Annotated in this window: 19 protein-coding genes; 6 read left to right on the top strand and 13 right to left on the bottom strand. The window is 59.3% G+C overall.

Going from position 1 to position 21,755, the window contains the following annotated elements:
* Positions 1 to 6 precede the first annotated feature (6 nt).
* On the top strand, positions 7 to 804 hold the full coding sequence (locus tag JJ917_04630; protein MBO6698099.1) for a DUF1849 family protein: 798 nt from the start codon (positions 7 to 9) through the stop codon (positions 802 to 804).
* Here the strand turns inward: JJ917_04630 and JJ917_04625 are convergent.
* Both JJ917_04625 and JJ917_04620 read right to left on the bottom strand, forming a co-directional pair.
* Positions 732 to 2,132 (bottom strand): DNA polymerase IV, encoded by a 1,401-nt coding sequence (locus JJ917_04625; GenBank protein ID MBO6698098.1) that lies wholly within the window; start codon positions 2,130 to 2,132, stop codon positions 732 to 734. The two genes, JJ917_04630 and JJ917_04625, sit on opposite strands and share 73 nt — an antisense overlap.
* Positions 2,123 to 2,392, bottom strand: a complete 270-nt coding sequence (locus JJ917_04620; protein ID MBO6698097.1) for a DUF3572 family protein — start codon at positions 2,390 to 2,392, stop codon at positions 2,123 to 2,125. The genes JJ917_04625 and JJ917_04620 overlap by 10 nt, the downstream gene beginning before the upstream one ends.
* Positions 2,393 to 2,581: 189 nt before the next feature.
* On the opposite strand from JJ917_04620, the gene JJ917_04615 reads away from it, so the two are divergent.
* On the top strand, positions 2,582 to 2,953 hold the full coding sequence (locus JJ917_04615) for a response regulator (GenBank protein MBO6698096.1): 372 nt from the start codon (positions 2,582 to 2,584) through the stop codon (positions 2,951 to 2,953).
* A gap of 9 nt (positions 2,954 to 2,962) precedes the next feature.
* The gene (locus JJ917_04610) at positions 2,963 to 4,327 is read left to right on the top strand and encodes a PleD family two-component system response regulator (GenBank protein ID MBO6698095.1); all 1,365 of its coding nucleotides are present in this window, start codon (positions 2,963 to 2,965) and stop codon (positions 4,325 to 4,327) included.
* 323 nt (positions 4,328 to 4,650) lie between these two features.
* Here the strand turns inward: JJ917_04610 and rpmG are convergent, their stop codons facing one another.
* The 4 genes from rpmG to topA all read right to left on the bottom strand — a co-directional run bounded on the left by rpmG (position 4,651) and on the right by topA (position 10,552).
* Positions 4,651 to 4,818: a 50S ribosomal protein L33 gene (rpmG, locus tag JJ917_04605; protein ID MBO6698094.1), complete on the bottom strand. Its 168-nt coding sequence runs from the start codon at positions 4,816 to 4,818 to the stop codon at positions 4,651 to 4,653.
* A 111-nt stretch (positions 4,819 to 4,929) separates the two neighbouring features.
* Positions 4,930 to 5,610 (bottom strand): NUDIX hydrolase, encoded by a 681-nt coding sequence (locus JJ917_04600; protein MBO6698093.1) that lies wholly within the window; start codon positions 5,608 to 5,610, stop codon positions 4,930 to 4,932.
* A gap of 2 nt (positions 5,611 to 5,612) precedes the next feature.
* Positions 5,613 to 7,952: a ribonuclease R gene (gene rnr / locus JJ917_04595; protein MBO6698092.1), complete on the bottom strand. Its 2,340-nt coding sequence runs from the start codon at positions 7,950 to 7,952 to the stop codon at positions 5,613 to 5,615.
* Positions 7,949 to 10,552 (bottom strand): type I DNA topoisomerase, encoded by a 2,604-nt coding sequence (gene topA, locus JJ917_04590; GenBank protein MBO6698091.1) that lies wholly within the window; start codon positions 10,550 to 10,552, stop codon positions 7,949 to 7,951. The genes rnr and topA overlap by 4 nt, the downstream gene beginning before the upstream one ends.
* A 334-nt stretch (positions 10,553 to 10,886) precedes the next feature.
* Here topA and JJ917_04585 point away from each other — a divergent pair, with 334 nt between their 5' ends.
* Entirely contained in the window at positions 10,887 to 11,192 is a 306-nt protein-coding gene (locus JJ917_04585; GenBank protein ID MBO6698090.1) for a hypothetical protein, read from the top strand.
* Positions 11,193 to 11,214: 22 nt separating this feature from the next.
* Here the strand turns inward: JJ917_04585 and JJ917_04580 are convergent, their stop codons facing one another.
* The 7 genes from JJ917_04580 to JJ917_04550 all read right to left on the bottom strand — a co-directional run bounded on the left by JJ917_04580 (position 11,215) and on the right by JJ917_04550 (position 19,737).
* Positions 11,215 to 12,405: a DNA-protecting protein DprA gene (locus JJ917_04580; protein ID MBO6698089.1), complete on the bottom strand. Its 1,191-nt coding sequence runs from the start codon at positions 12,403 to 12,405 to the stop codon at positions 11,215 to 11,217.
* Positions 12,406 to 13,065 (bottom strand): glycerol-3-phosphate 1-O-acyltransferase PlsY, encoded by a 660-nt coding sequence (plsY, locus tag JJ917_04575; protein MBO6698088.1) that lies wholly within the window; start codon positions 13,063 to 13,065, stop codon positions 12,406 to 12,408.
* Positions 13,066 to 13,110: 45 nt separating this feature from the next.
* Positions 13,111 to 14,433, bottom strand: a complete 1,323-nt coding sequence (locus tag JJ917_04570; protein ID MBO6698087.1) for a dihydroorotase — start codon at positions 14,431 to 14,433, stop codon at positions 13,111 to 13,113.
* Positions 14,434 to 14,436: 3 nt separating this feature from the next.
* Entirely contained in the window at positions 14,437 to 15,435 is a 999-nt protein-coding gene (locus JJ917_04565; protein MBO6698086.1) for an aspartate carbamoyltransferase catalytic subunit, read from the bottom strand.
* Between the two features lie 81 nt (positions 15,436 to 15,516).
* The gene (locus JJ917_04560) at positions 15,517 to 17,685 is read right to left on the bottom strand and encodes a hypothetical protein (protein ID MBO6698085.1); all 2,169 of its coding nucleotides are present in this window, start codon (positions 17,683 to 17,685) and stop codon (positions 15,517 to 15,519) included.
* A 78-nt stretch (positions 17,686 to 17,763) separates the two neighbouring features.
* A complete protein-coding gene (gene ruvX, locus JJ917_04555) occupies positions 17,764 to 18,249 on the bottom strand; it encodes a Holliday junction resolvase RuvX (protein MBO6698084.1) in 486 nt (161 codons plus the stop codon).
* Positions 18,250 to 19,737, bottom strand: a complete 1,488-nt coding sequence (locus JJ917_04550; GenBank protein ID MBO6698083.1) for an AMP nucleosidase — start codon at positions 19,735 to 19,737, stop codon at positions 18,250 to 18,252. It abuts the gene before it with no gap.
* 206 nt (positions 19,738 to 19,943) lie between these two features.
* Between JJ917_04550 and gatC the strand changes: the two genes are divergently transcribed.
* Together gatC and gatA are read left to right on the top strand one after the other, a co-directional pair.
* Positions 19,944 to 20,231: an Asp-tRNA(Asn)/Glu-tRNA(Gln) amidotransferase subunit GatC gene (gene gatC, locus JJ917_04545; protein MBO6698082.1), complete on the top strand. Its 288-nt coding sequence runs from the start codon at positions 19,944 to 19,946 to the stop codon at positions 20,229 to 20,231.
* Positions 20,232 to 20,275: 44 nt separating this feature from the next.
* A complete protein-coding gene (gene gatA / locus JJ917_04540) occupies positions 20,276 to 21,754 on the top strand; it encodes an Asp-tRNA(Asn)/Glu-tRNA(Gln) amidotransferase subunit GatA (protein ID MBO6698081.1) in 1,479 nt (492 codons plus the stop codon).
* The last annotated feature ends 1 nt before the right edge of the window (position 21,755 follow it).

Raw genomic sequence — 21,755 nt, 5'->3', positions numbered from 1 at the left:
TTCGACTTGCTTTCCCATCGCGCGGTTTATGAACTGACGCTGATCGACAGCGAGCGCGATTCGGGCATCGATTTTGCCTCCGGTCTCTTCATTTTTGAGGTGACCGGGGCTGGGTGCACCGGCTGGACGATGGCCAGCGACATGATCCTGTCCATCGAGGGGCGCAGCGGCAACACGATCCGTACACAGACCAGTTACCGTGCCTTTGAAGATGGCGCCGGCCAGGTATTTACCTTTCAGACCAACACCGAGACCAATGAAGAAGAACCGATCTCGGTGACCGGTGCCGCAGAGCGCGAGCCGCAAGGCAATCTGACGATCCGCCGGTTTGCTGAGGAAGAAACAACTACCGCGGCCATGGCGGAGACACTGTTTCCTAACCAACTGACCGAGGCAGTCATGCGCGCCGCCTTGGCCGAGGAGCATTTGGTTTTCACGTCGGTTTTTGATGGCAGCCACGAAACCGGGCTTGCCCAGCCCGTCACGGCGATCATCGGCGAGGCAGGAGCGCCAACCGTTGTCGGTCCTGTGCGCGCCAACGCGGATGGTGATAGGCAGATCGACGAGGATCAAGGCGATCGTCCGGAAAGCTGGGGTGATTTTCCTGCGCCGACGCGCGCTTGGCCCGTGACGTTGAGCTATTTCGATCCCGTTGAACCCGATTCCGGACCAAGTTTCGTCGTGTCCTACTCGCTGGATACCAATGGCGTGTCGGACCAATTGATCCTCGACTATGGATCGTTCTCGCTTCGCGGTGTGCTTGCCGACTTCGAAGCGTTTCGCCCATCAGCCTGCGTCGAGTGATGGTCTTTGCTCTGCCGTGAAGCCGAATGATCGGCCTGCTTGGGCGCGGACTGTCCAAACACCAAACCAACACCAACCGCATCGTCGCCGAACCGCGCGCGTAAGGAATCCATAGCCTTTTCAGCCTCGGTGCGGCGTTGCGCATCGGCATCAGCCAGATCGCGATCATCGGCATCCTCGGCGTCCATGAGCTCCGAGACGCCCACGCCCAGAAGACGAAACCGCGTGCCATCTACCACACCCTGAAGCATGGGCTCGACCGTGCGAAAAATACGATCCGCACTTTGCGTCGGCGTTGGCAAGCTGTGCGAGCGCGTCAGCGTCTTGAACGCCGCGGTCTTGATCTTCAGCGTGACCGTCCGGCCGCTGAAGTGCTTGGCTTTCAATTGTTTGGCAACCCGTTCGCTGGCGCCACGCGCAATCACCCGTAGCGCATCAAGGTCAACGATGTCCTCGTTGAACGTCCGTTCGGAAGAAACGCTCTTACGTTCGCGGTCCGGTCGAACAGGACGCGGATCGATGCCGGACGCCAGGTCGTGCAGCCGCGCCCCATGCTCGCCGAAACTGCGCCATAAACGTTCCGGCTCGGCAGCCTGAAGATCGGCGAGGGTCGCATAACCCTTCTTTTCAAGACTTCGCGCCATAGCCGCGCCAACGCCAAAAAGCGCGCGCACCGGCATGGGTGCGAGAAGGTCGAGGGTTTCAGCGCGGCCAATGACCGCAAAACCACGCGGCTTGTCCATGTCGGAGGCCATCTTGGCCATCGATTTGTTGTGCGAGAGGCCGACCGAGACGGTTACGCCGATATCCTCCTCGATGCTTTTGGCAAAACGCAACAGGGTGAGCGCGGGCGAACCGTCATGCAGGCGTTCCGTGCCGGTGAGATCAAGAAACGCCTCATCAATCGACAAGGGTTCGACCAGCGGGGTTAGCGCCAACATGTGCTGGCGAATTTCTTGGCCAACCTCAACATAGCGTTTCATGTTGGGCTTCACGATCACCGCATCCGGGCAGAGTTTGCGGGCGGTGAACATGGGCATCGCCGAGTGCACACCATGGATACGGGCGATGTAACAGCAGGTGGAAACGACGCCGCGCTGGCCGCCGCCAACAATGACCGGCTTGTCGCGCAGATCAGGATTGTCGAGCTTTTCCACTGCCGCAAAAAAGGCATCGCAGTCGATATGCGCGATGGATAGGCTTTCAAGCTCGTCATGAACAAGCATCCGCGGTGACCCACAGGCCGGGCAGCGCTTGGGAAGGTCGGCGCGTGTCTTGCCCTGCGCCTGCGCGAGACAGTCACGGCAATAGCCGGTGATCACGGCCAAAGGTCGCCAGCGGATCCAGCCTGCGCTTGGCGCGCGACAGAGGCCGGTTCAAGACCGCTTTCCTCGCAAAAAGCCAGCAACAGCGGTTCATTGGCCATAACGTAGTCGAACAACCCATCCTGAAAGCCGGAATCGCTAACGCGCGCGCGCAGTTCAGCGGGCGCAACACCGGACAGCGCGAAAAATCGCTCCATATCTTCGGGGCGCCCACCCAAAAACACCAGCAACTGCAGGACTATAGTTTCGCGGTCAGCCTTCATTAACGCTGCCTATTGTTTGTCCCAATTGGGACCCGATTTACCCAGGGTCGAGCAGCCTTCATGTGCCGACCTTTGCTTTTTCTTCAAGTTTGAACGGCATAACAAACGTAAAGGCAACCGCGCCTGATGCCCCTTGGATTCGCTTTTGGGGCAAACCCTGGTGCCGGTTTGCCGATCCGGAGCAATAGAATGAGCAAGACGATCCTCATCGTGGAGGACAATGAGCTGAACATGAAGCTGTTCAGCGACCTTCTGGAAGCCAAAGGCTACGCCACCGTGAAAACCGGCAATGGCATGGATGCCATGGAGCTTGCACGTACGCACCGTCCGGATCTCATTTTAATGGACATCCAATTGCCGGAAGTTTCTGGCCTCGATGTGACGCGCTGGCTGAAGGAAGATGATGATCTTCGCCACATTCCCGTTATCGCGGTCACCGCATTTGCCATGAAGGGCGATGAAGAACGCATCCGTTCCGGCGGTTGTGAAGCTTACATCTCCAAACCCATTTCCGTGTCGGGCTTTCTCGACACAATCCGCACATTTGTGGGCGAAGCATAAGGACTTACCATGACCGCGCGCGTACTCGTCGTCGATGACATTGTCGCCAACGTCAAACTTCTAGAAGCCCGTCTGAAGGCGGAGTATTTTGAAGTTCTGACCGCCACCAGCGGCTTCGAGGCGCTTGATATCGCCGGCAGTTCTGATTGCGATATCATCATTCTCGACGTCATGATGCCGGGGCTTGATGGCTTTGAAACCTGTCGTCGCTTGAAGGCCGATCCGAAGACTGCGCACATTCCGGTCGTCATGGTGACTGCGCTTGATCAGCCAAGCGACCGCGTGACCGGCCTGGAAGCGGGCGCCGATGATTTCCTCACCAAGCCAATCAAAGATGTGGCGCTGCTGACGCGGGTGAAGAACCTGGTCCGGGTGAAACGGCTGATCGATGAACTGCGTGGGCGTGCATCGACCCGCGATGCCATGGGGCAGCCTGCCGCCGCGCCCGTCGATGATTCGGCAATAACGGGCAAAATTCTCCTGGTTGACGATCGCCCCAGTTCCTATGAGCGGCTGAAGACGACGCTCTCCAAGCGGTTTGACGTGAATGTTCACACCGATCCAGAATCAGCGCTCTTCCATATCGCCGACGAAGCTTACGACCTCATCGTCGTCAGCCTGTCGCTGCGTGATTATGATGGCCTGCGCCTTTGCTCGCAGCTCCAGAATCTGGAGAAAACACGCGCTCTGCCGATCGTGATCATATCCGAGCCGGAAAATGACGCCAAAGTCCTGCGCGGCCTCGACATGGGCGTTAGCGATTATCTGGTCCGGCCAATCGATGCCAACGAGTTGATGGCGCGTGTGGTGACCCAATTGCGCCGCAAGCTTTATGCCGACCAATTGCGCGAGAGTGTTGAACAGACGATGGAAATGGCGATCATGGATGGCCTAACCGGTCTCCACAATCGGCGCTATTTCGACACCCATTTTCGGGCTTTGACCCATCAGGCGGCATCGCGTGGCAAAACCTTGTCGTTGGTGCTCACTGACATCGATTTCTTCAAATCGATCAACGATACCCACGGTCATGATGTGGGAGATGAAGTCTTGCGCGAGTTTGGCGATCGCATCCGTAAATCGGTACGCGGCGCGGACCTTGCCTGCCGCTATGGCGGCGAAGAGTTTGTGTTGATCTTGCCCGATTCCGATCAAGACGCGGCGGCTGCCATTGCAGAACGCTTGCGTGCGCGCATGGACCATGACCCCATCCCGGTTGCAGGTGGTCAAAAACAACTCACCATCACGATCTCGCTCGGCGTTGCAACAATTCAGGGGCCGGAAGACACCGCTGAAGCCATTTTGAAGCGTGCCGATGAAGCGCTTTACAAGGCCAAACGTGACGGTCGAAACCGGGTCATGCTTGCCGCTTAACCTTACCGGCCAGCTTTAACCACAACAGGCAAGGTTAATCCTACAAATCTGGGCGCCAGAGCCCCATTAACCGCGTATTCGCTTGCGCTAAAGCACTGATTTGCGGCTTAAATTCCTTACCGCCTCGTGCGGGTCCCACTTGCGTTTCGGGTCCGCCGCACACCCCGGAACGTTGGGATGGCTGGTGCCCATCTCCACCTTTTGGCCTCCTCAAGCCTGGAGCACGGCACCAGCCGCTCGCGGTCTTTTCTCCAAACACAAAGCCAAAAAAAGCGCGCTCCCGAACGAGAGCGCGCTGCGATCAAGCGACGTCGACGCGTCGGTTATTTGATCTTCGCTTCCTTGAACTCAACATGCTTGCGCGCGATCGGATCATATTTGCGCACAACCATCTTCTCGGTCATGGTGCGGGAATTCTTCTTGGCCACATAATAGTAGCCGGTGTCGGCTGTCGAAACGAGCCGGATTTTGATGGTCGTGGCTTTTGCCATGCGAAGGGCCTCGATAGTCAATCGGTAAAAGGGTGCCGACCGTCAGACGCGCTGACCACCAATGGGCATAGGTCGGAGGATGCGGTGCTATCGAGCCAAACGGCTTTTTTGTCAAGGGCCGGTGGCCGTGTCGTTCTTGGTTTGCGCGGCTCTCAGATCCCGCGATCGCAGTGGTGGCAATCCCTTCCAGCGCTTGGGTCGGCGGTCGGCTACGAGAAGTCGCGATTGCTCGGTCACATCCTCTTGCAGCCCATGGTTGAGCACGGCCTGCGTCACATGGTGCAGGGGCTGATCAGCCAACGAAGGCGCGGCAAACCACCCTGGCTGCAGAAGCTCACCATCACCAGAACCGGTGGGCATTGGTGGCACCTCTGTTGCCTTGACCTTAGCCAGGAAGAAGCGTGTGTCGTACCGGATAGGTAGGTGCGGCGGTGTGATGGCGCGAGCGATGTAAATGAGGCTGCCGTCCAGATGGCCTGCCAGTGCCAATCCGGTTTCTTCCAAACATTCGCGCAGCGCAGCTTGGGCAAACGATGATCCAGCTATGCCTGCCACCTCCGCATCAAGCACGCGCGCGCAAGCTGCCGTCAGGCGGTCCTTTGTTTCGTCAAGCCGGTCACGGGGTTCGACCCGCCCTCCGGGAAAAACCAGAAAACCTGGCATGAACTTGAGCGAGGCATGGCGGCGGCCCATGAAGATGTGCGGCACGCCTTTGCTATCCTGCCAGAGGGCAAGAATGCTCGCCGCTGGCCTCGGCCGCGCCGCACGCTGGACACCTGCATCGCCAACCAACTTTACCTGCCCTTGGCCTTGCGAACGGCCTTGCGGGCATGGGAGGCTGGTGACTGGCTGCGCTTGCGGGCCGTTCCAGGAACCTTGCGGCCACCCTTAGCTCCCTTGGAGGACCCCTTGGCGCCTTTTCCGGCACGACCGCCACGGCTCACTGGTTTCCCGCTCTTACCCTCGCTCAGCATCTCAAAGCGAAGGGCACCGGCAAGCGGCGCCACCTCAACCAAGCGTACCTCAACCGCATCGCCCAATTGAAAGGTAATCCCGGTGGCTGACCCAACAAGCCGCTGATGGGCCTCGTCGAACGAAAAATAGTCCGCGCCCAATTGAGAAACCGGCACAAACCCGTCGGCGCCTGTTTCCGCCAAACGCACAAACAATCCGGCGCCTACAACGCCGGTGATCCGGCCGTCAAAGCGTGCGCCAACTTTGTCGGCAAGAAACGCTGCGACCAGTCGATCGGTCGTTTCTCGCTCGGCCAACATAGCCCGACGCTCCGTACCCGACAGATGATCGCCAAGACGGGAAAGAACCTCATGGTCGGCCGCCAAAGCATCGTCCTCGCCCAGCCCGTAAGCCTTGAGCAACGCGCGGTGCGCGAGCAAGTCGGCATAGCGGCGGATCGGCGACGTAAAGTGGGCGTAGCGCGACAGATTAAGCCCGAAATGGCCGATATTATCCGGGGTGTACTCTGCTTGCGCCTGGCTGCGCAGCACCATCTCATTGATCAGCTGTTCGCTTGGCTCGCCCTCGGCACGTGCCAGGATTTTGTTGAAATCGGCAGGCTTCAGCGAGCTTTGGCTGGCGATCGAGATGTTGAGGCTTTTTAGGAACGCCCGCAGGCCTTCGAACTTTGCCGCGCCCGGTGCGTCGTGCACGCGATAAAGACACGGCGTTTTCTTCGCTTCGAGCAGTTCAGCCGCCGCCACATTGGCCTGGATCATAAACTCTTCGATGAGCTTGTGAGCATCCAACCGCTCAGGTACGCGCACACCTGTGACCTTTCCGTCACCGTCGAGCACAAGCTTGCGCTCGGGCAGATCAAGATGCAGAGGCGCGCGTCGTTCGCGGGCCTGATGGATCACGCGATAGGCCGCCCAAAGCGGCTTGAGAACCTGTTCGGCGATATCAGGCGGGCAGGGGATGATGCCTTCAGGCGGCTCGGTTCCATCGATCGCAGCCTGCGCGGCTTCATAGGCAAGGCCGGCATGCAATTTGATCCAGACCCTGTGAAGCGAATGCTTGCGCTTCGTTCCGTCCTTGGAAAAGACCATGCGGATGGCAAGCGCAGGGCGATCCTCACCCTCATGCAGCGAACAAAGATCGGTCGAGAGCCGTTCGGGCAACATCGGGATGACGCGGTCGGGGAAATAAACTGAATTGCCACGCAAGCGCGCCTCGCGGTCAATCAAGGAGTGCGGGCGCACATAGTAAGCGACATCGGCAATCGCGACTGTGACAACGAACCCACCTTCATTGTTTGGGTCCTCGTCCGGCGCGGCATGGACAGCATCATCGTGATCCTTGGCATCAGCCGGATCGATTGTGATCAGCGGCAGGTCACGCCAATCTTCGCGCGAGCCTTTTTTCGCCGCGGCCAGGGCTTCTGCATGGGCGAGGACATCGGGGGGGAAGACATCGGGCAGGCCTTGGCGCAGCACAGCAATCTGGCTAATCGCGCGTTCGGTGCCGAGCTGACCAAAGACCTCTTCCACCTTGCCGTTAGGCGATCGACCTCGTCCGCGACCGGGCAAGCGAATTGCTGCCACCAAATCTCCGTCTTCGGCCTCGCCAAGATCGTGTGTGTCGACTTGAAGCACGTCGGCCTTACGCTCAACCGGCTCGATATACGCGCTTCCGCGCGAGGGTATACGCACCACGCCATAGTGGCGCACGTCGCCGCGCCCAATGGCTTTGATGAGATGGACCCGGCCGGGCGTCTCGCCATCGGCGGCGTCAATCAACCGTACAAGCAGAACATCACCGACGCCAGGTGGCGACTGGGTTGAGCTCGCGCGACGGGCGGATTTCTTTTCCACCAGCACAAACTGGTCCGGATCGCGCTCGCCATCCAATTGAATGCGCGGAACGACGATCAAGTCACCTTCATCGTCAACCGAGACCACTTGGGCTGGAAACACTGGCGGCAAAGCGTCCGCGCGGCGGAAACTGTTGCCATCTTTGGTGATCACGCCCTGATCCTTCAACGCCTTCAGGCGCTGTTTCAGGGCGATGCGGTCAGCACCTTTGATACCGAAGGCGCGTGCAACCTCGCGCTTGCCGGTTTGGCCGGGATTGTTGCTCAAAAACTCCAGCAATGCCTCGTCGGAGGGGAGCCCGCTCATTCCGCGCTGGCTGCTTTCTTCGCTGGCTTTTTCGCCGTCGCTTTCTTGGCGGTGGTTTTCTTCTTGGTTGGCGCTTTCTTTTTGGCCGCCGGTTTTTTGCCTGCCTTGGCGGCGCGCGCGGCGATCAGCTCGATGGCTTGCTCCATCGTCACGTCTTCAGGCTTGGTGTCCTTGGGGATCGTGGCGTTGATCTTGCCGTGCTTCACATAAGGCCCGTAACGGCCGGAATGCACCGTGACTGCACCACCTTCGGGGTGATCGCCGAGCGTTTTGAGCGCCTGCGGCGCACTACGGCCACGCCCACCGCCACCGGCGGCTTTTTCTGCCAAGACTGTGACAGCGCGGTTGAGACCAACCTCGAAGACTTCATCAACGGAGTCCAGATTGGCGTACATGCCCTCGTGCAGCACGAAGGGACCGTAGCGACCAATGCCAGCGACAATGTCCTTGCCAGATTCCGGGTGTGCACCGACCAAGCGGGGCAGGGAGAGCAGCCTCAAGGCCTTTTCAAGGTCCATAGCGCCGCGATCCCACCCTTTGGGCAGGCTGGCGCGTTTGGGCTTGGGCGCTTCGCCAAGCTGTACATAGGGGCCGAATCGACCGTCACGCAGTGTAATCTGCTCGCCGGTCTCAGTGTCCTCGCCGAGCACAATCGGACCCGACTGAGCCTCACCATCATTGTCGTTGGCGGCCAACTGGCGGGTGTAATTGCACTCAGGATAGTTGGAGCAACCGATGAAGGCGCCGTAGCGGGATATCTTCAGTGACAGCTGGCCATCTTCGCAGGCCGGGCATTTGCGTGGGTCTGATCCATCGCCCTTATCGGGGAAAATGTGCGGCCCGAGCAGATCGTTGAGTGCGTCGATCACCTGCGTGATACGAAGTTCGGAGATCTCGTCCACAGAGGCTGAAAAGGCCGTCCAGAAAGCGCGCAGAACATCGCGCCAGTCGCGCTCGCCGGCGGAGATTTTGTCCAATTCCTCTTCCAGAGATGCGGTGAAATCATACTCCACGTAGCGCTTGAAAAAGGCTTCCAAAAACGCTGTGACAAGCCGGCCTTTGTCCTTTGCAAAGATGCGCCGTTTCTCGACTTCAATGTAATCGCGATCCTGAAGCACAGCGAGGGTCGCCGCGTAGGTGGACGGGCGGCCGATGCCCAGCTCTTCCATCCGTTTCACCAGGCTTGCCTCGGAAAAGCGGGCGGGCGGCTCAGTGAACTTTTCGATCGCCTCGATTGTCTCATGGGTAATCTTGTCGCGTTCGGTGATCGCCGGCAGACGCTTATCGTCATCATCCTTTGACGAGGTGCCGACGTCATAAGCGGCCAAAAACCCATCAAAGGTGATCACCGAACCGCTGGCGCGCAACTCGGCGGTATGACCGCCTTGGGAGGCGACCAAATCAACGCTGGTGCGTTCAGAGACCGATGCCGCCATCTGGCTTGCCATCGTGCGCGCCCAGATCAAGCGGTAGAGCTTGGCCTGATCGGCATCCAGATAGCGCGAAACGTCCTCGGGCGTGCGCGAAAGCTCGGTTGGCCGAATAGCCTCGTGCGCTTCCTGGGCGTTCTTGGCTTTTGAGGAGTAAAGACGCGGCGAGTCCGGCAGATACTTGGCGCCAAATTTCTCGCCAATCAACTTACGCGTCGACCGAATGGCTTCAGGGGCCATCTGAACACCGTCGGTCCGCATATAGGTGATCAGACCAACGGTCTCGCCATTGATCTCCGTGCCCTCATAGAGGCGCTGGGCAATCCGCATGGTCACGCTCGGCGACATACCAAGGCGCGAGGAGGCATCCTGCTGCAATGTGGACGTCGTGAACGGCGCATAGGGGTTGCGGCGCACAGGCTTGGCTTCGACCTTGGCGACCGAGATATCGGCCTGCTCAAGCATGCTCTTGATCGAGCCAGCCAGGTTGGCATCTGTCAGATCGTGCCGACCGTATTTGGTGCCGTCATAGGATGCCAGACGCGCCTCAAAAGGCGCGTTGCTACCGTTTTTGAGGTGCGCAGTGATCGTCCAATAGGCCTTCGGAACGAAGGCTTCGATCTCGGTTTCGCGTTCCGTCACAAGTCGCAGCGCAACCGATTGGACACGACCAGCCGAGCGTGAACCGGGGAGCTTGCGCCAGAGCACGGGAGAAAGCGTAAAGCCGACCAGATAATCCAGCGCGCGCCGCGCCAGATAGGCATCGACAAGCGGGCCATCGATCGCACGTGGGTTTTCCATCGCCTCAAGCACGGCGCTCTTGGTGATGGCGTTGAACACAACCCGTTCCACCGGCTTGTCCTTCAGAACCTTCTTGGCTTTGAGAATTTCCAAGACGTGCCAGGAGATCGCTTCACCTTCCCGGTCAGGGTCAGTGGCCAGGATAACACGGTCAGCCTCTTTCACGCTGCGCGCGATATCGTTGATCGTCTTTGATTTGCCGGCATCGTTTTGCCAGCGCATGGCAAAATCATCCTCCGGATCCACCGATCCGTCCTTGGACGGCAGGTCGCGCACGTGGCCCATCGATGCCAGAACTTTGTAGTTCGGCCCAAGATATTTGTTGATGGTTTTCGCCTTAGCAGGCGATTCCACAATGACGAGATCCATGTGGTGGCTTCACTCTCACGCAAGAAGGTAGATGATGGTTTCAGCGCTGTTGGATAGCGCCGGGCGGCCGGACGAACCGACGTCGCGATTGGCTGGAACATGAGTATGGGGCTTGCACTTGTCAAACGGCATTCGTCAAGCAGGACGTCGACAACCCGTCACTGAGTGCTAATGCCGAGCCAGTGCGCGAAGACAGAGCAAGAAACGAAAAGAGATCGCTATAAGTGAAGATATACAACTTGAACGTGTATATTTAGCTGTTAGAATACGAAAACTACAACCAGTGAATGGTAATTCCGCAAATGCCCCATGGGCGCTTAGGAAAGGGTAGTTGGTGCGAAATCCTAACGACAGGCCCAACATTTACGACAGTGACGATGGGCGCGATCAAGAGAAAAACGAAGAACAGGAGACAACCAGTCTTCTTTCTTTTCCGTTACGGCTTGTGCGCACAGAAGATGACACCGCAACCATGGACAACACCGCCAAGTCTCATGACGTAGCCGAATACATCGCCGAAATGCTGCAACCACTCGAATCCCTTGCCCAGCAAAACCGGCTTGATGTGTTGGGTCTCATGATCGCCATGGCGCGTGAACAGGCCAATGATGACATTCGCGAGCGTGACCGCTGTCGCTAGGCTGGCACTTTGGCACGGATCCCTAGGGCGAGGCGTAATTATCGCCAGCTTTCTCAGGGCTCCAGGCAAAACGGTCGCCGGCCGATCGAACAATCCGGCCGACAAGTTCATTCTCCACGAGCCAAACGCGCACCTGCGCCGTCGGAAGACCCGTCGATTCAATCAACACATCCGCTGTAATCGGCGAAAACCCCATGGCCTGCTCAATGGCCTGCTGACCTTCGGCATCAACCGGCTCATACTCCGCTCGCAGTTCCTTATCCTCACGCAGAAGCGGCAATTGGTCGCCCGATGACTGTGATTGGACGCTGGGCGGTTCCCACTTGGCCGGCTGCGACAAGAGTGGCCCGATTTCTTCCAAGACATCATCAGCGTTGGTCACAAGCGTCGCGCCGTCGCGAATAAGGCTGTTCGGCCCGTCACTGCGTGGATCAAGTGGAAACCCTGGGACCGCCATGACAAGACGGCCAAGCTCACCGGCCTGCCGTGCCGTGATCAAAGAGCCGGAGCGTTTGGCAGCTTCGACGATCACGACGCCCAGTGAAGAGCCGGCCACGAGGCGGTTGCGTTTGGGGAAATCCTGCGCCCGCGCCACCCAGGTGAGCGGCATTTCCGAGTAGACAGCACCGCCGGTGTCGGCGATGCGCGCCATGAGATCGCTGTGCTCTGGTGGGTAGGGGCGGGCAAGACCACCAGCGGTGAAGGCGAGCGTACCGGTCTCCACGGAACCCAGATGCGCCGCCGCATCAACACCGCGCGCCAGCCCCGACACCACCGTGACGCCAGCTTTCCCGAGGTCAGTGGCCATCCTCTTGGCAAGTGCCAGGCCACCGGCCGAGGCGTTGCGGGCGCCAACCAAAGCCACCGTTGGTTTGGCCGAAACTTCGGCAGACTTCATCAGCGCGCAAAGTATCGGTGGAGGCCGAGGTGTGTGGGTCAGAACAGGCGGATAACCCGGCTCCCCACAGACCAAAAAACGGGCGCCGAGTTTCGCAGCATCGACCATTTCGCGCTCAATGGCGTCTGCATCGGCGGGCTGAAACCGCACGCCACGCCGGGCGCTCATATGGGGCAACGCATCGATCGCGCCTTGTGCACTGCCATAAAGGTTCAAAAGGTCCTGAAAGAGCGCCGGCCCGATGCGTGGCGTTCGAATGAGGCGAAGCCAGGCGAGCCGCTGGTCGTCCGATAACGTCGGCCAGCCCTCGGCCATCTAGGTCTCGCTCTTGCTCTTGGATTCGGACTTGGATCCGCCGATCTTGGATTCTTCGCCTCGGATCAACCGAGCGATGTTGGCGCGGTGTTTCCACCAGACGAGCGCCACCATGATTGCCGTCACTTCACCCAGGGCCGCAGCTCCGAACAAGGAGCCTTCGGGCAACAGAAAGGCCGCCACTGGAACGCACAGACTGGCGACCAGCGCTGCCAGCGACGAGAAGCGAAACGCAAACGCCATCGCCAGCCAAACCACGGCGAACAGCAATGCGTGCGGCCAAGAAAGCGCAAGGACCACACCGAGAAATGTGGCAACGCCCTTGCCACCCTTGAATTTCAGCCAGATCGGATAGCAGTGGCCCACCAGCGCACCAATGGCGGCCAAGGCTGCCGTCCCAGGCCCAAATTGAGCGGCAAGCAAGACGGCAGCGAAGCCTTTGCCCGCGTCCAGCAACAACGTTGCTGCGGCGACATCTTTGCGTCCGGTCCGAAGAACATTGGTGGCCCCAATGTTTCCTGAACCGATCGAGCGCACATCGCCCAAGCCGGCCGCTTTGGATAGCAGCAAGCCGAAGGGAATGCTGCCAAGCAGATAACCGAACAGAAACGCCGCCAAGAAAAACGGCGCCGACGCCGCCAGATTGATGGGATCGGGCATGGATCAGACCTCAAACTGTGATGGAGACGGTAGCGCGTTCAAGCGTCAGGCAGCAACATCGATCGCGCCATCCTCGCGGCGCTCGGCGATCTTCCGCCCACCTACGAATGTGAGTTTAACGCGACCAGAGAAGCGTGCGTCTTCAAACGGCGTGTTCTTGGATCGCGAATAGAGGGCGTGGCGATCAAGGACCCAGGGCTCATCGGGATCAAACACCACAACATCGGCCGGTGCTCCTGGTCTTAGCGTGCCAGCGTTGAGACCAAGTATGCGCGCCGGTGTAGTCGAGAGCTTATCGACCAGCTGTATCAAGCTCAGATGCTCATTGTGAACCAATCGCAGCGCCGCCGGCAGAAGCGTTTCCAAACCGATGGCGCCATCATGCGCTTCGGCAAACGGATGGCGCTTGCGTTCAACATCCTGCGGATCATGGTCAGAGACAATGACATCAATGGTTCCGTCGGCAACGCCCTCGATCAGCGCCTGGCGATCGTCTTCGGTGCGCAGCGGTGGCGAAAGCTTCAAAAAGCTGCGCCACATGCCGATGTCGATCTCATTCAAGGAAAGGTGATTGACCGACACGCCGACGGTCATCATGACGCCAGCGGCCTTGGCGCGACGCACTGTTTCAACGCTCTTTGCGCAGGAAAGCTGGGCCGCATGGTATCGTCCGCCGGTCAGTTGCGCCAAGCGAATGTCACGGTCGAGCATGATAAGCTCAGCCTCCACCGGAATGCCGGGCAGACCATAGCGCGTCGCGGTTTCGCCTTCATGCATCACGCCGGCACCTCGCAGATCGGGGTCTTCGGGGTGATGGATCACTAAGGCACCGAAATCGCGCGCATAGGTAAGCGCGTGGCGCATAATGGCAGCGTTCGCGACCGGGTGGCGACCATTGGAAAAAGCAACGGCGCCAGCCTCTTGCAGGAGCCCGATCTCGGCCATTTCCTCGCCAGCCAGGCCCTTCGTCAGGGCGGCAATCGAGTGAATGTGCACTTTGGCCGTGTCGCGTGCCCGGCGCATCAAAAAGTCGACAAGCGCCGCATCATCGATGACCGGGTCGGTGTCGGGCAGAACCCCAAGGCTGGTGACGCCACCAGCGGCAGCGGCCTGGCTGGCCGATGCCAGCGTCTCCAGATGGTCCGCGCCCGGTTCGCCGACCCGAACCTGCATATCCACCAGGCCTGGGCAGGCGACGGCACCACGCCCGTCAATGGACAAGCATCCATCGGGTTCAGCAGTCGAAACAGCATCTGGACCGGCCGCTATAATCCGGCCATCGATCATCAAGATCGCGCCCTGCGCATCGAGATTGCGTGACGGATCGATGACCCGAACATTACTGATCTTGGTGGGGCGTACGGCCATGCCCTAGCGCTCCCCGCTGGACGGATCGAGATTGCTACCAGGCAAATGATGCGCCAGAGCATCGAGCACCGCCATGCGCACCGCGACGCCCATCTCTACCTGTTCGTTGATCACGCTTTGTGTGCTTTCGGCGACTTCCGGATCGATCTCGACACCGCGGTTCATCGGCCCTGGATGCATGACAAGGGCATCCGGCTTGGCGAAGCGCAGTTTGGCCGCATCAAGGCCGTAATAACGGAAATACTCGCGTGTTGATGGGATGAGAGCGGCATGCATGCGCTCGCGCTGCAATCGCAGCATCATGACGACATCGGCGCCATCCAATGCGTCGGGCATAGACGTATACACATCGCATCCAAGCCGCTCAATTTCGGCAGGCATCAAAGTCGAAGGTCCGCATAGCCGCACGCGCGCACCCATGGCGTGGAGAAGGAGGAGGTTGGATCGGGCCACGCGCGAATGAAGAATGTCGCCACAAATCGCCACGATCAGCCCCTGCAGCGATCCTTTGTGCCTGCGTATCGTCAAAGCATCGAGAAGCGCTTGCGTGGGATGCTCGTGCGCGCCGTCACCGGCGTTGATCACCGAGCAGCCGACTTTGCGCGCTAGGAGCTGGACCGCACCGGCCGCATGATGGCGAACAACAATGATGTCAGGCCGCATGGCGTTCAGCGTCGCCGCGGTATCCACCAATGTCTCGCCTTTCTTCACCGATGAGGAGGCGACGGACATGTTCATGACGTCGGCGCCAAGGCGTTTGCCCGCCAGTTCGAAGGAGGATTGCGTGCGGGTGGAGGCTTCAAAGAAGAGGTTGATTTGCGTGCGGCCACGAAGCGTCGAGAGCTTCTTTTCGACTTGGCGACTGACGTCAATCGCCTTCTCGGAAAGATCGAGCAACGCAGAGATGTCGTGGGGCTGCAGGCCTTCAATGCCGAGCAAATGGCGGTGACCGAAACGCGGGGCTTCTGGTCGGTCAAGCGCGGCATTGCTGGTTGCTGTCATAAAGCTGGGTCATAGACCCCAGACCAGGCGGCGGCAAGGCTTTGCCGACCACCTGATGAGATTTCCACCCAAAGCTGCCGGCTAACCCCGCGAGGCGCGCCACAGCGATGGATAGGTCGCCAGCGTATCGCCAAGTGCGCCGCGCGGTGTGCCGGTCTCGATGTGGACGGCAACCGTGCCGCTAACAGCGGCATGCTCGGCAAGCGCCATGGCAAGCGCATGGGCGTCCTCCGCCGACATACGTGGGGCAAGGCCTAGGATCGCATGGTGGGGAACTTCGGGCATGTAGACGCACGGTGCGCCGAGCACCCAGACTTCACGCAGCCCCGGGGAGTGACTGAAGAGCGAAGACAGCGTCTCACGATCCGGGGCGTCGAGCGTGCAATCGGAGAGCTTTTCAAGATCGATTTCAGCGCGCTCTTGCGCGACGGCTGCGGCATCATTTTGCAGCTTTGTAACGGCTTGGCGCAGTGGTTCTTCTTCAAGCGGGCTGACCATCGCCAGCGCACTTTGCAGTCGGTCAAGTATGGTCGGGAGCGCGCTCGGCAGGCGATCGGCGCAGGTCATCAAGTTGGCAACGCAGTCGGGAATCCCCATCTCGATTTGCGCCTCAGCCATCCGAAGCCGCGCCAACGCCCAGCGTGGGTTGGCATCAACCAGAGCTTGATAGGCTTCCAGGCCGAGGGCCGGATCATTCTTATAGAGTTCATCGGCGTGGTAGAGCGGATGGTGATGCGGGTCGAGCGCAGGCAAGACGTCTTTTCCGCCGCGGCCGCGCGAGAGCAGGCCAAACAAACCTTTCGAGCGCACCGCCGATGTGCTTGCTGTCTCCGCCGAAGGTTTTGCCGGCTTTTTCTTCGATTTTTTCGCTGCTTTGGCTGTCTTGGTCTTGGCGGCTTTTGGTATCACCGGATCTTGGTCGGCTGAGTCGCTCACCCGTGATCCTTCCGGTGCAAGCATGCGCTTTGTGACCGCCTTCTGGACAGAGTCAGTAAGGGTTTCGAGCACGGGCGCCTCGGCGGGCAGTACGGGAACGGCGCAGGACGTGTCGAGACCGGCAATGCGCTCTAACAGCATGGTCGGCAGCCCAAAGCGGACCTCGTCATGCTTCGGTTGGCGATGATCCGCGATGAAATGCAAGGCACTATCCAATTCCGCTGCAGCATACCCCGAACGCAAGGCCGCGACGGACTCAGCACTTGATTGTCCGGCTAAGCCGTCCTGCCAGAACCGGGCGGCAAGCAGGCCCTGCGCCAACAACGCTTCAACAAGCACCTGCGGTCCAGCGTAGCGCGCTGCCAATCGATCGGCCTCGCGCATATGGGATTCTAGAGCCTGGCCATAGGCCCGCTGGGCCTGATGCTCGGTTTCTTGGACACCATTGAGATTGGTGAGGCGGATCAGCTTTGATCGCTCGCCCAAAGACGATTTGAGCGAAGCTAGACGAGCAAGCGTTTCATTATCAACCGTTTCGTTCTCCGCCTCGCGTCTGGCACAGACAAGAGCGTGCGCCGCAAGCGCTTCGATCTGCCGCAAAGCAAGACCTGCCAGGACAGCAAAGCCAATCGTGACCAAATACCCTTTTGGTGTGGAGCGCCTTGAGCCACCGGTTGCGGTCGCACGCAAGCCTGCAGACTGATCGACCGCGATTTTCAACGATCCTTCAGAACATTCCACCAGACCGCAGGCTGACCGCACGGCCTCGAACAATTCCGGCGCTTGCTTGGCTTTCAGGGGCAGGGCCCTGGCGGTGTCGGCGGCAATGCGCTGCGAACGTTTTCCCACATAGTTTCCAGCCGCAGCGCCGAGCACGCCACCGAAAGGAGCGGCAAGCGGAACGCCAGTTGCCGCGATTCCGGCAGCTGCGCCGACCACACCACCAATGCCCACATGCCGCACCACGATCTGACGCAGAGGTTTGCTCGCCTCGGCGCGCAAAAACGTGTCGCCGGCTGACGGTCTAGTCGACGCAAAGTTGGTTGGAGCATCACCGGCTAGAACGCCGGCAGCGGCGGGCTCTGACACCAGCTCTGACGTCGTCGCGGGTTCAGGCGACTCTCCTGATCGACCTTTCGATCCGGCCAAACGGGCAAGGTGCGAGACAGGTGAGACATCTGGATTCGACGTTCCGTCACCACGCGCGAATGGCAGTTTTGACAGCAGACTCCCGTTCGACGGTTTGTCTTGCGTTCCTGTCTGATTGCGCTCCGCGCCTATTCGGCGCATGTCGGCCAACGACAATCCGCTCATAGTTCCGATCCCGTACACACTTACACCCCGGGAGCGCCGCAAAGCGCACCTCGTCTGCCTCAGGGTAAACCGGAATGCTTACCGATTCGTGAGGCTGCGCAGTTTGGGCAAGCAATCGGATAGAATGTGCGCTGCTGCCGCGGCATCAATGGTTGCTTCGCGTTGGCGATTGGACACACCGGCGGCGCGCAAAGAGTCAGCGGCAGCTTCGCTGGACAGGCGTTCATCCCAGAACAGCATCGGCAAATCGATATGCTCGGCCAGCCCGCGACGGAACGCGCGCACGGATTGGGCGCGCGGACCCAAGGACCCATCCATGTTGAACGGCATGCCGATGACCAGGCCCCGTACATCTTCTTTTTCAATGATTTCGATGAGCGCGCCGACATCGTTTCGAAACTTGGAGCGATGGATCGTGGTGAGCGGACTTGCCAAGCCCCAATCAACATCGCTTATCGCAACGCCAATGGTCTTTGTTCCGGGATCAAGGCCAAGCAACGCGCCCGAACCACCGGATTGATCGACAAAGGCTTGCGCATCGAAAAACTGTTGCGGTGCAGCCACTTACTGGAACGCTGACTCAGAGAAGCTGCGCAGTTTGCGCGAATGGAGCCGTTCACTGGGCATGGATCGCAGAAGCTCCATCGCACGAATGCCAATCTGCAAATGCTGATTGACCTGCGTGCGGTAGAACGCGCTTGCCATACCTGGAAGCTTCAACTCGCCATGTAGGGGCTTGTCGGAAACGCACAGAAGCGTGCCGTAGGGCACGCGAAAGCGGAACCCGTTTGCCGCAATCGTCGCCGACTCCATGTCCAGCGCAATGGCACGCGACTGCGAGAACCGCTCGACCGGCTCCAAAAAGTCGCGCAATTCCCAGTTCCGATTGTCGATTGTCGCGACGGTTCCGGTACGCATGATGCGTTTCAGCTCATAACCGGAAAGATCGGTGATCTCAGCGACAGCCTGCTCAAGGGCCACTTGCACCTCGGCAAGTGGCGGTATCGGCACCCATGGCGGCAGATCAGCGTCCAGAACATGGTCTTCGCGCACGTAACCGTGGGCCAGCACATAGTCGCCAAGACGCTGCGAATTGCGCAGGCCTGCGCAGTGGCCGAGCATCAGCCAGGCATGGGAACGCAGAACAGCAACGTGATCGGTGATCGTTTTCGCGTTGGATGGTCCAACACCGATGTTGACGATGCTGATGCCCTCATGCTCACCGGCGCAAAGGTGGTACGCGGGCATTTGCGGAACGCGCATGGCGACCTCGCCCTCAGGCTCACGCCCCATGCGGACGTTAAAACTCGTCCGGCCGCCCGGCTCGACAAAATGCGAGTAGGCACTGTCAGGATTGGATAGTTCCTTCTTTGAAAATTCAATAAATTCATCGATATAGAACTGATAGTTCGTGTAAAGAACGAAGTTCTGAAACGCCTCAGGCGGTGTCGCCGTGTAGTGCTTGAGACGGTAAAGCGAGTAGTCGGTGCGCGGCGCGGTGAACAGCGCCAGCGGATAGGGCTCGTTCTGGAGCGATGGCGCGACGCCGTTGACGATCGCATCGTCGGTGATGCCGAGATCAGGCACATCGAAATAGTCGCGCAGCGGCCTGTCGTCCTCGAATGTTCCATCACCCTCGATCACCATTCCATCGGGAAAGGCAAAATGGATCGGGATCGGAGTATCGGACAGGCCAACCTCGACCGGCACATCATGGTTCTCGATCAGCGCACCGATCTGTTCCAAAAGGTAGGTTCGATAGAGTTCCGGTTGCGAGATCGTGGTCTCGTGGCGTCCAGGGCGGGTCACATGGCCATAGGCAAGGCGCGAATCCACTTCCGCGTAAGACTGCGTTGCCAGCCGTACAAACGGATAAAATCCCCGCACCTTCCCATACCCCGACCGTTTCTTGGTCTTTTCGCCCAAGGCATCCATGTGCTCGTAGAACGCCTCGCGCAGACGCGCCGTCTCATCATTGTATAGCTCGGTGAGCGCATCGACCGCTTCGCCGGCGTCGCGGGTTTGCAAGGTGGAGTGTTGGCTATGCGGCATGGGGTTTTGTTCTTTTCGTTGTCTGCTGCTTGTCGAAGATAGGCTGTCACGAGGAATCGATAGCCTCGCGCGGTCGCTTTCCTGTGACGTATCACCACTTCAACGTCGCTTGAACCCATTTGGGACGCGCGCTATCACCCTGCCAGTATTTTCCTGCAGTCTGTGCACGCAGCCAACTCTCGCGTGCCGAACCAAGGTTTACTCCATTGAGCGTAGACAGTGACACCGTGCGCCGCATTGCACATCTGGCCCGCATCCGGCTTGAGGATGACCGCATCGAGCCGATGCGTGAAGAACTCAACACCATTTTGGCCTTTGTCGAGCAACTCGACGAAGTCGATACGCAAAATGTTGAGCCGATGACCTCCGTTGTTGCGACAAAAATGCGTCTGCGCGCCGATGTTGTGACCGATGGCGGCATAAGCGATGATGTGATTGCCAATGCGCCGGCTAGCGAAGACGGCTTCTTCATGGTCCCGCGTGTGGTCGAATAGCAGCGTCGTGCTGTGCTCGATCGTGTTTTGAAAAGACTGATAGAATGTCCGATTTGACCACCCTTTCCATCGCACAAGCGCGCGAAGGCCTTGGCGAGAAACAGTTTTCCGCGCTGGAGCTGACAGATGCCTATCTGGAAGCCATTGAGACCGCCAACGCAAAGCTCAATGCATACATCGTTGAAACGCCCGATCAGGCACGCGCCATGGCCAAAGCCAGCGATGAAAAACTCGCGGCAGGCGAGGGCGGCACGCTGGAAGGCATTCCGCTCGGGATCAAGGACCTGTTCGCGACCAAGGGCGTTCACACACAGGCTGCCAGCGGCATCCTGCACGATTTCAAGCCGCGCTACGAATCGACCGTCACCCAGAACCTTTGGGACGATGGTGCGGTCATGCTCGGCAAGCTGAACATGGACGAGTTTGCGATGGGCTCGTCGAACGAAACATCGGCCTATGGCCCGGTCGTGAACCCGTGGCGATCGACAGGCTCCAACGCCGATCTGGTCCCAGGTGGATCATCCGGTGGCTCAGCGGCCGCCGTTGCCGCCTGGCTCTGCGCCGGTGCGACGGCCACCGACACCGGCGGATCCATTCGCCAACCGGCAGCCTTGACCGGCACAGTCGGGGTAAAACCGACGTATGGCCGATGCTCGCGCTGGGGTGTCGTGGCGTTTGCTTCATCGCTTGACCAAGCAGGGCCAATCACTCGCGATGTGCGTGATGCAGCCATTCTGCTCAAAAGCATGGCATCGGTGGACACCAAGGATACGACCAGCGTTGATCTTCCTGTGCCTGATTATGAGACGGCTATCGGCGAGTCGATCAAAGGCAAAGTCATCGGTATTCCCAAGGAATACCGCATGGACGGCATGCCGGATGAGATCGAAGAGCTTTGGCAGACCGGCATCGCATGGATGCGGGACGCAGGCGCCGAAATCCGCGATATCTCACTGCCCCACACCAAATATGCGCTACCTGCCTACTATATCGTGGCCCCCGCCGAAGCGTCGTCCAATTTGGCGCGCTACGACGGCGTTCGCTATGGCAAACGCGAACCTGGATCGGATATCGCCGCGCTTTATGAGAACACGCGCGCAGCTGGGTTTGGCCAGGAAGTTCAGCGCCGTATCATGATCGGCACCTATGTGCTTTCGGCAGGCTATTACGACGCTTATTACAAGAAGGCGCAGCGGGTCCGCACGCTGATCAAGCAGGACTTTGAAACAGTCTATGCCGATGGCGTTGATGCGATCTTGACCCCCACCACGCCAAGCGCGGCGTTTGGGATCAACGAGATGGCAACGGCTTCGCCGATCGAAATGTATCTGAACGACATTTTCACCGTCACGGTGAACATGGCCGGCCTGCCAGGGATGTCGGTGCCTGCAGGTCTCAGTAAGGATGGCTTGCCGCTTGGCCTGCAGATCATTGGTCGGCCCTTCGATGAAGAGACATTGTTCACGGTTGGGTCGGTGATCGAAAAGCACGCCGGGCATTTTGCGCCGAAGCGATGGTGGTAGG

Source organism: Hyphomicrobiales bacterium, assembly GCA_017642935.1.
Classification (GTDB): Bacteria; Pseudomonadota; Alphaproteobacteria; order Rhizobiales; family MH13; genus MH13.
This window is presented reverse-complemented; position numbering and strand designations above follow the sequence as displayed.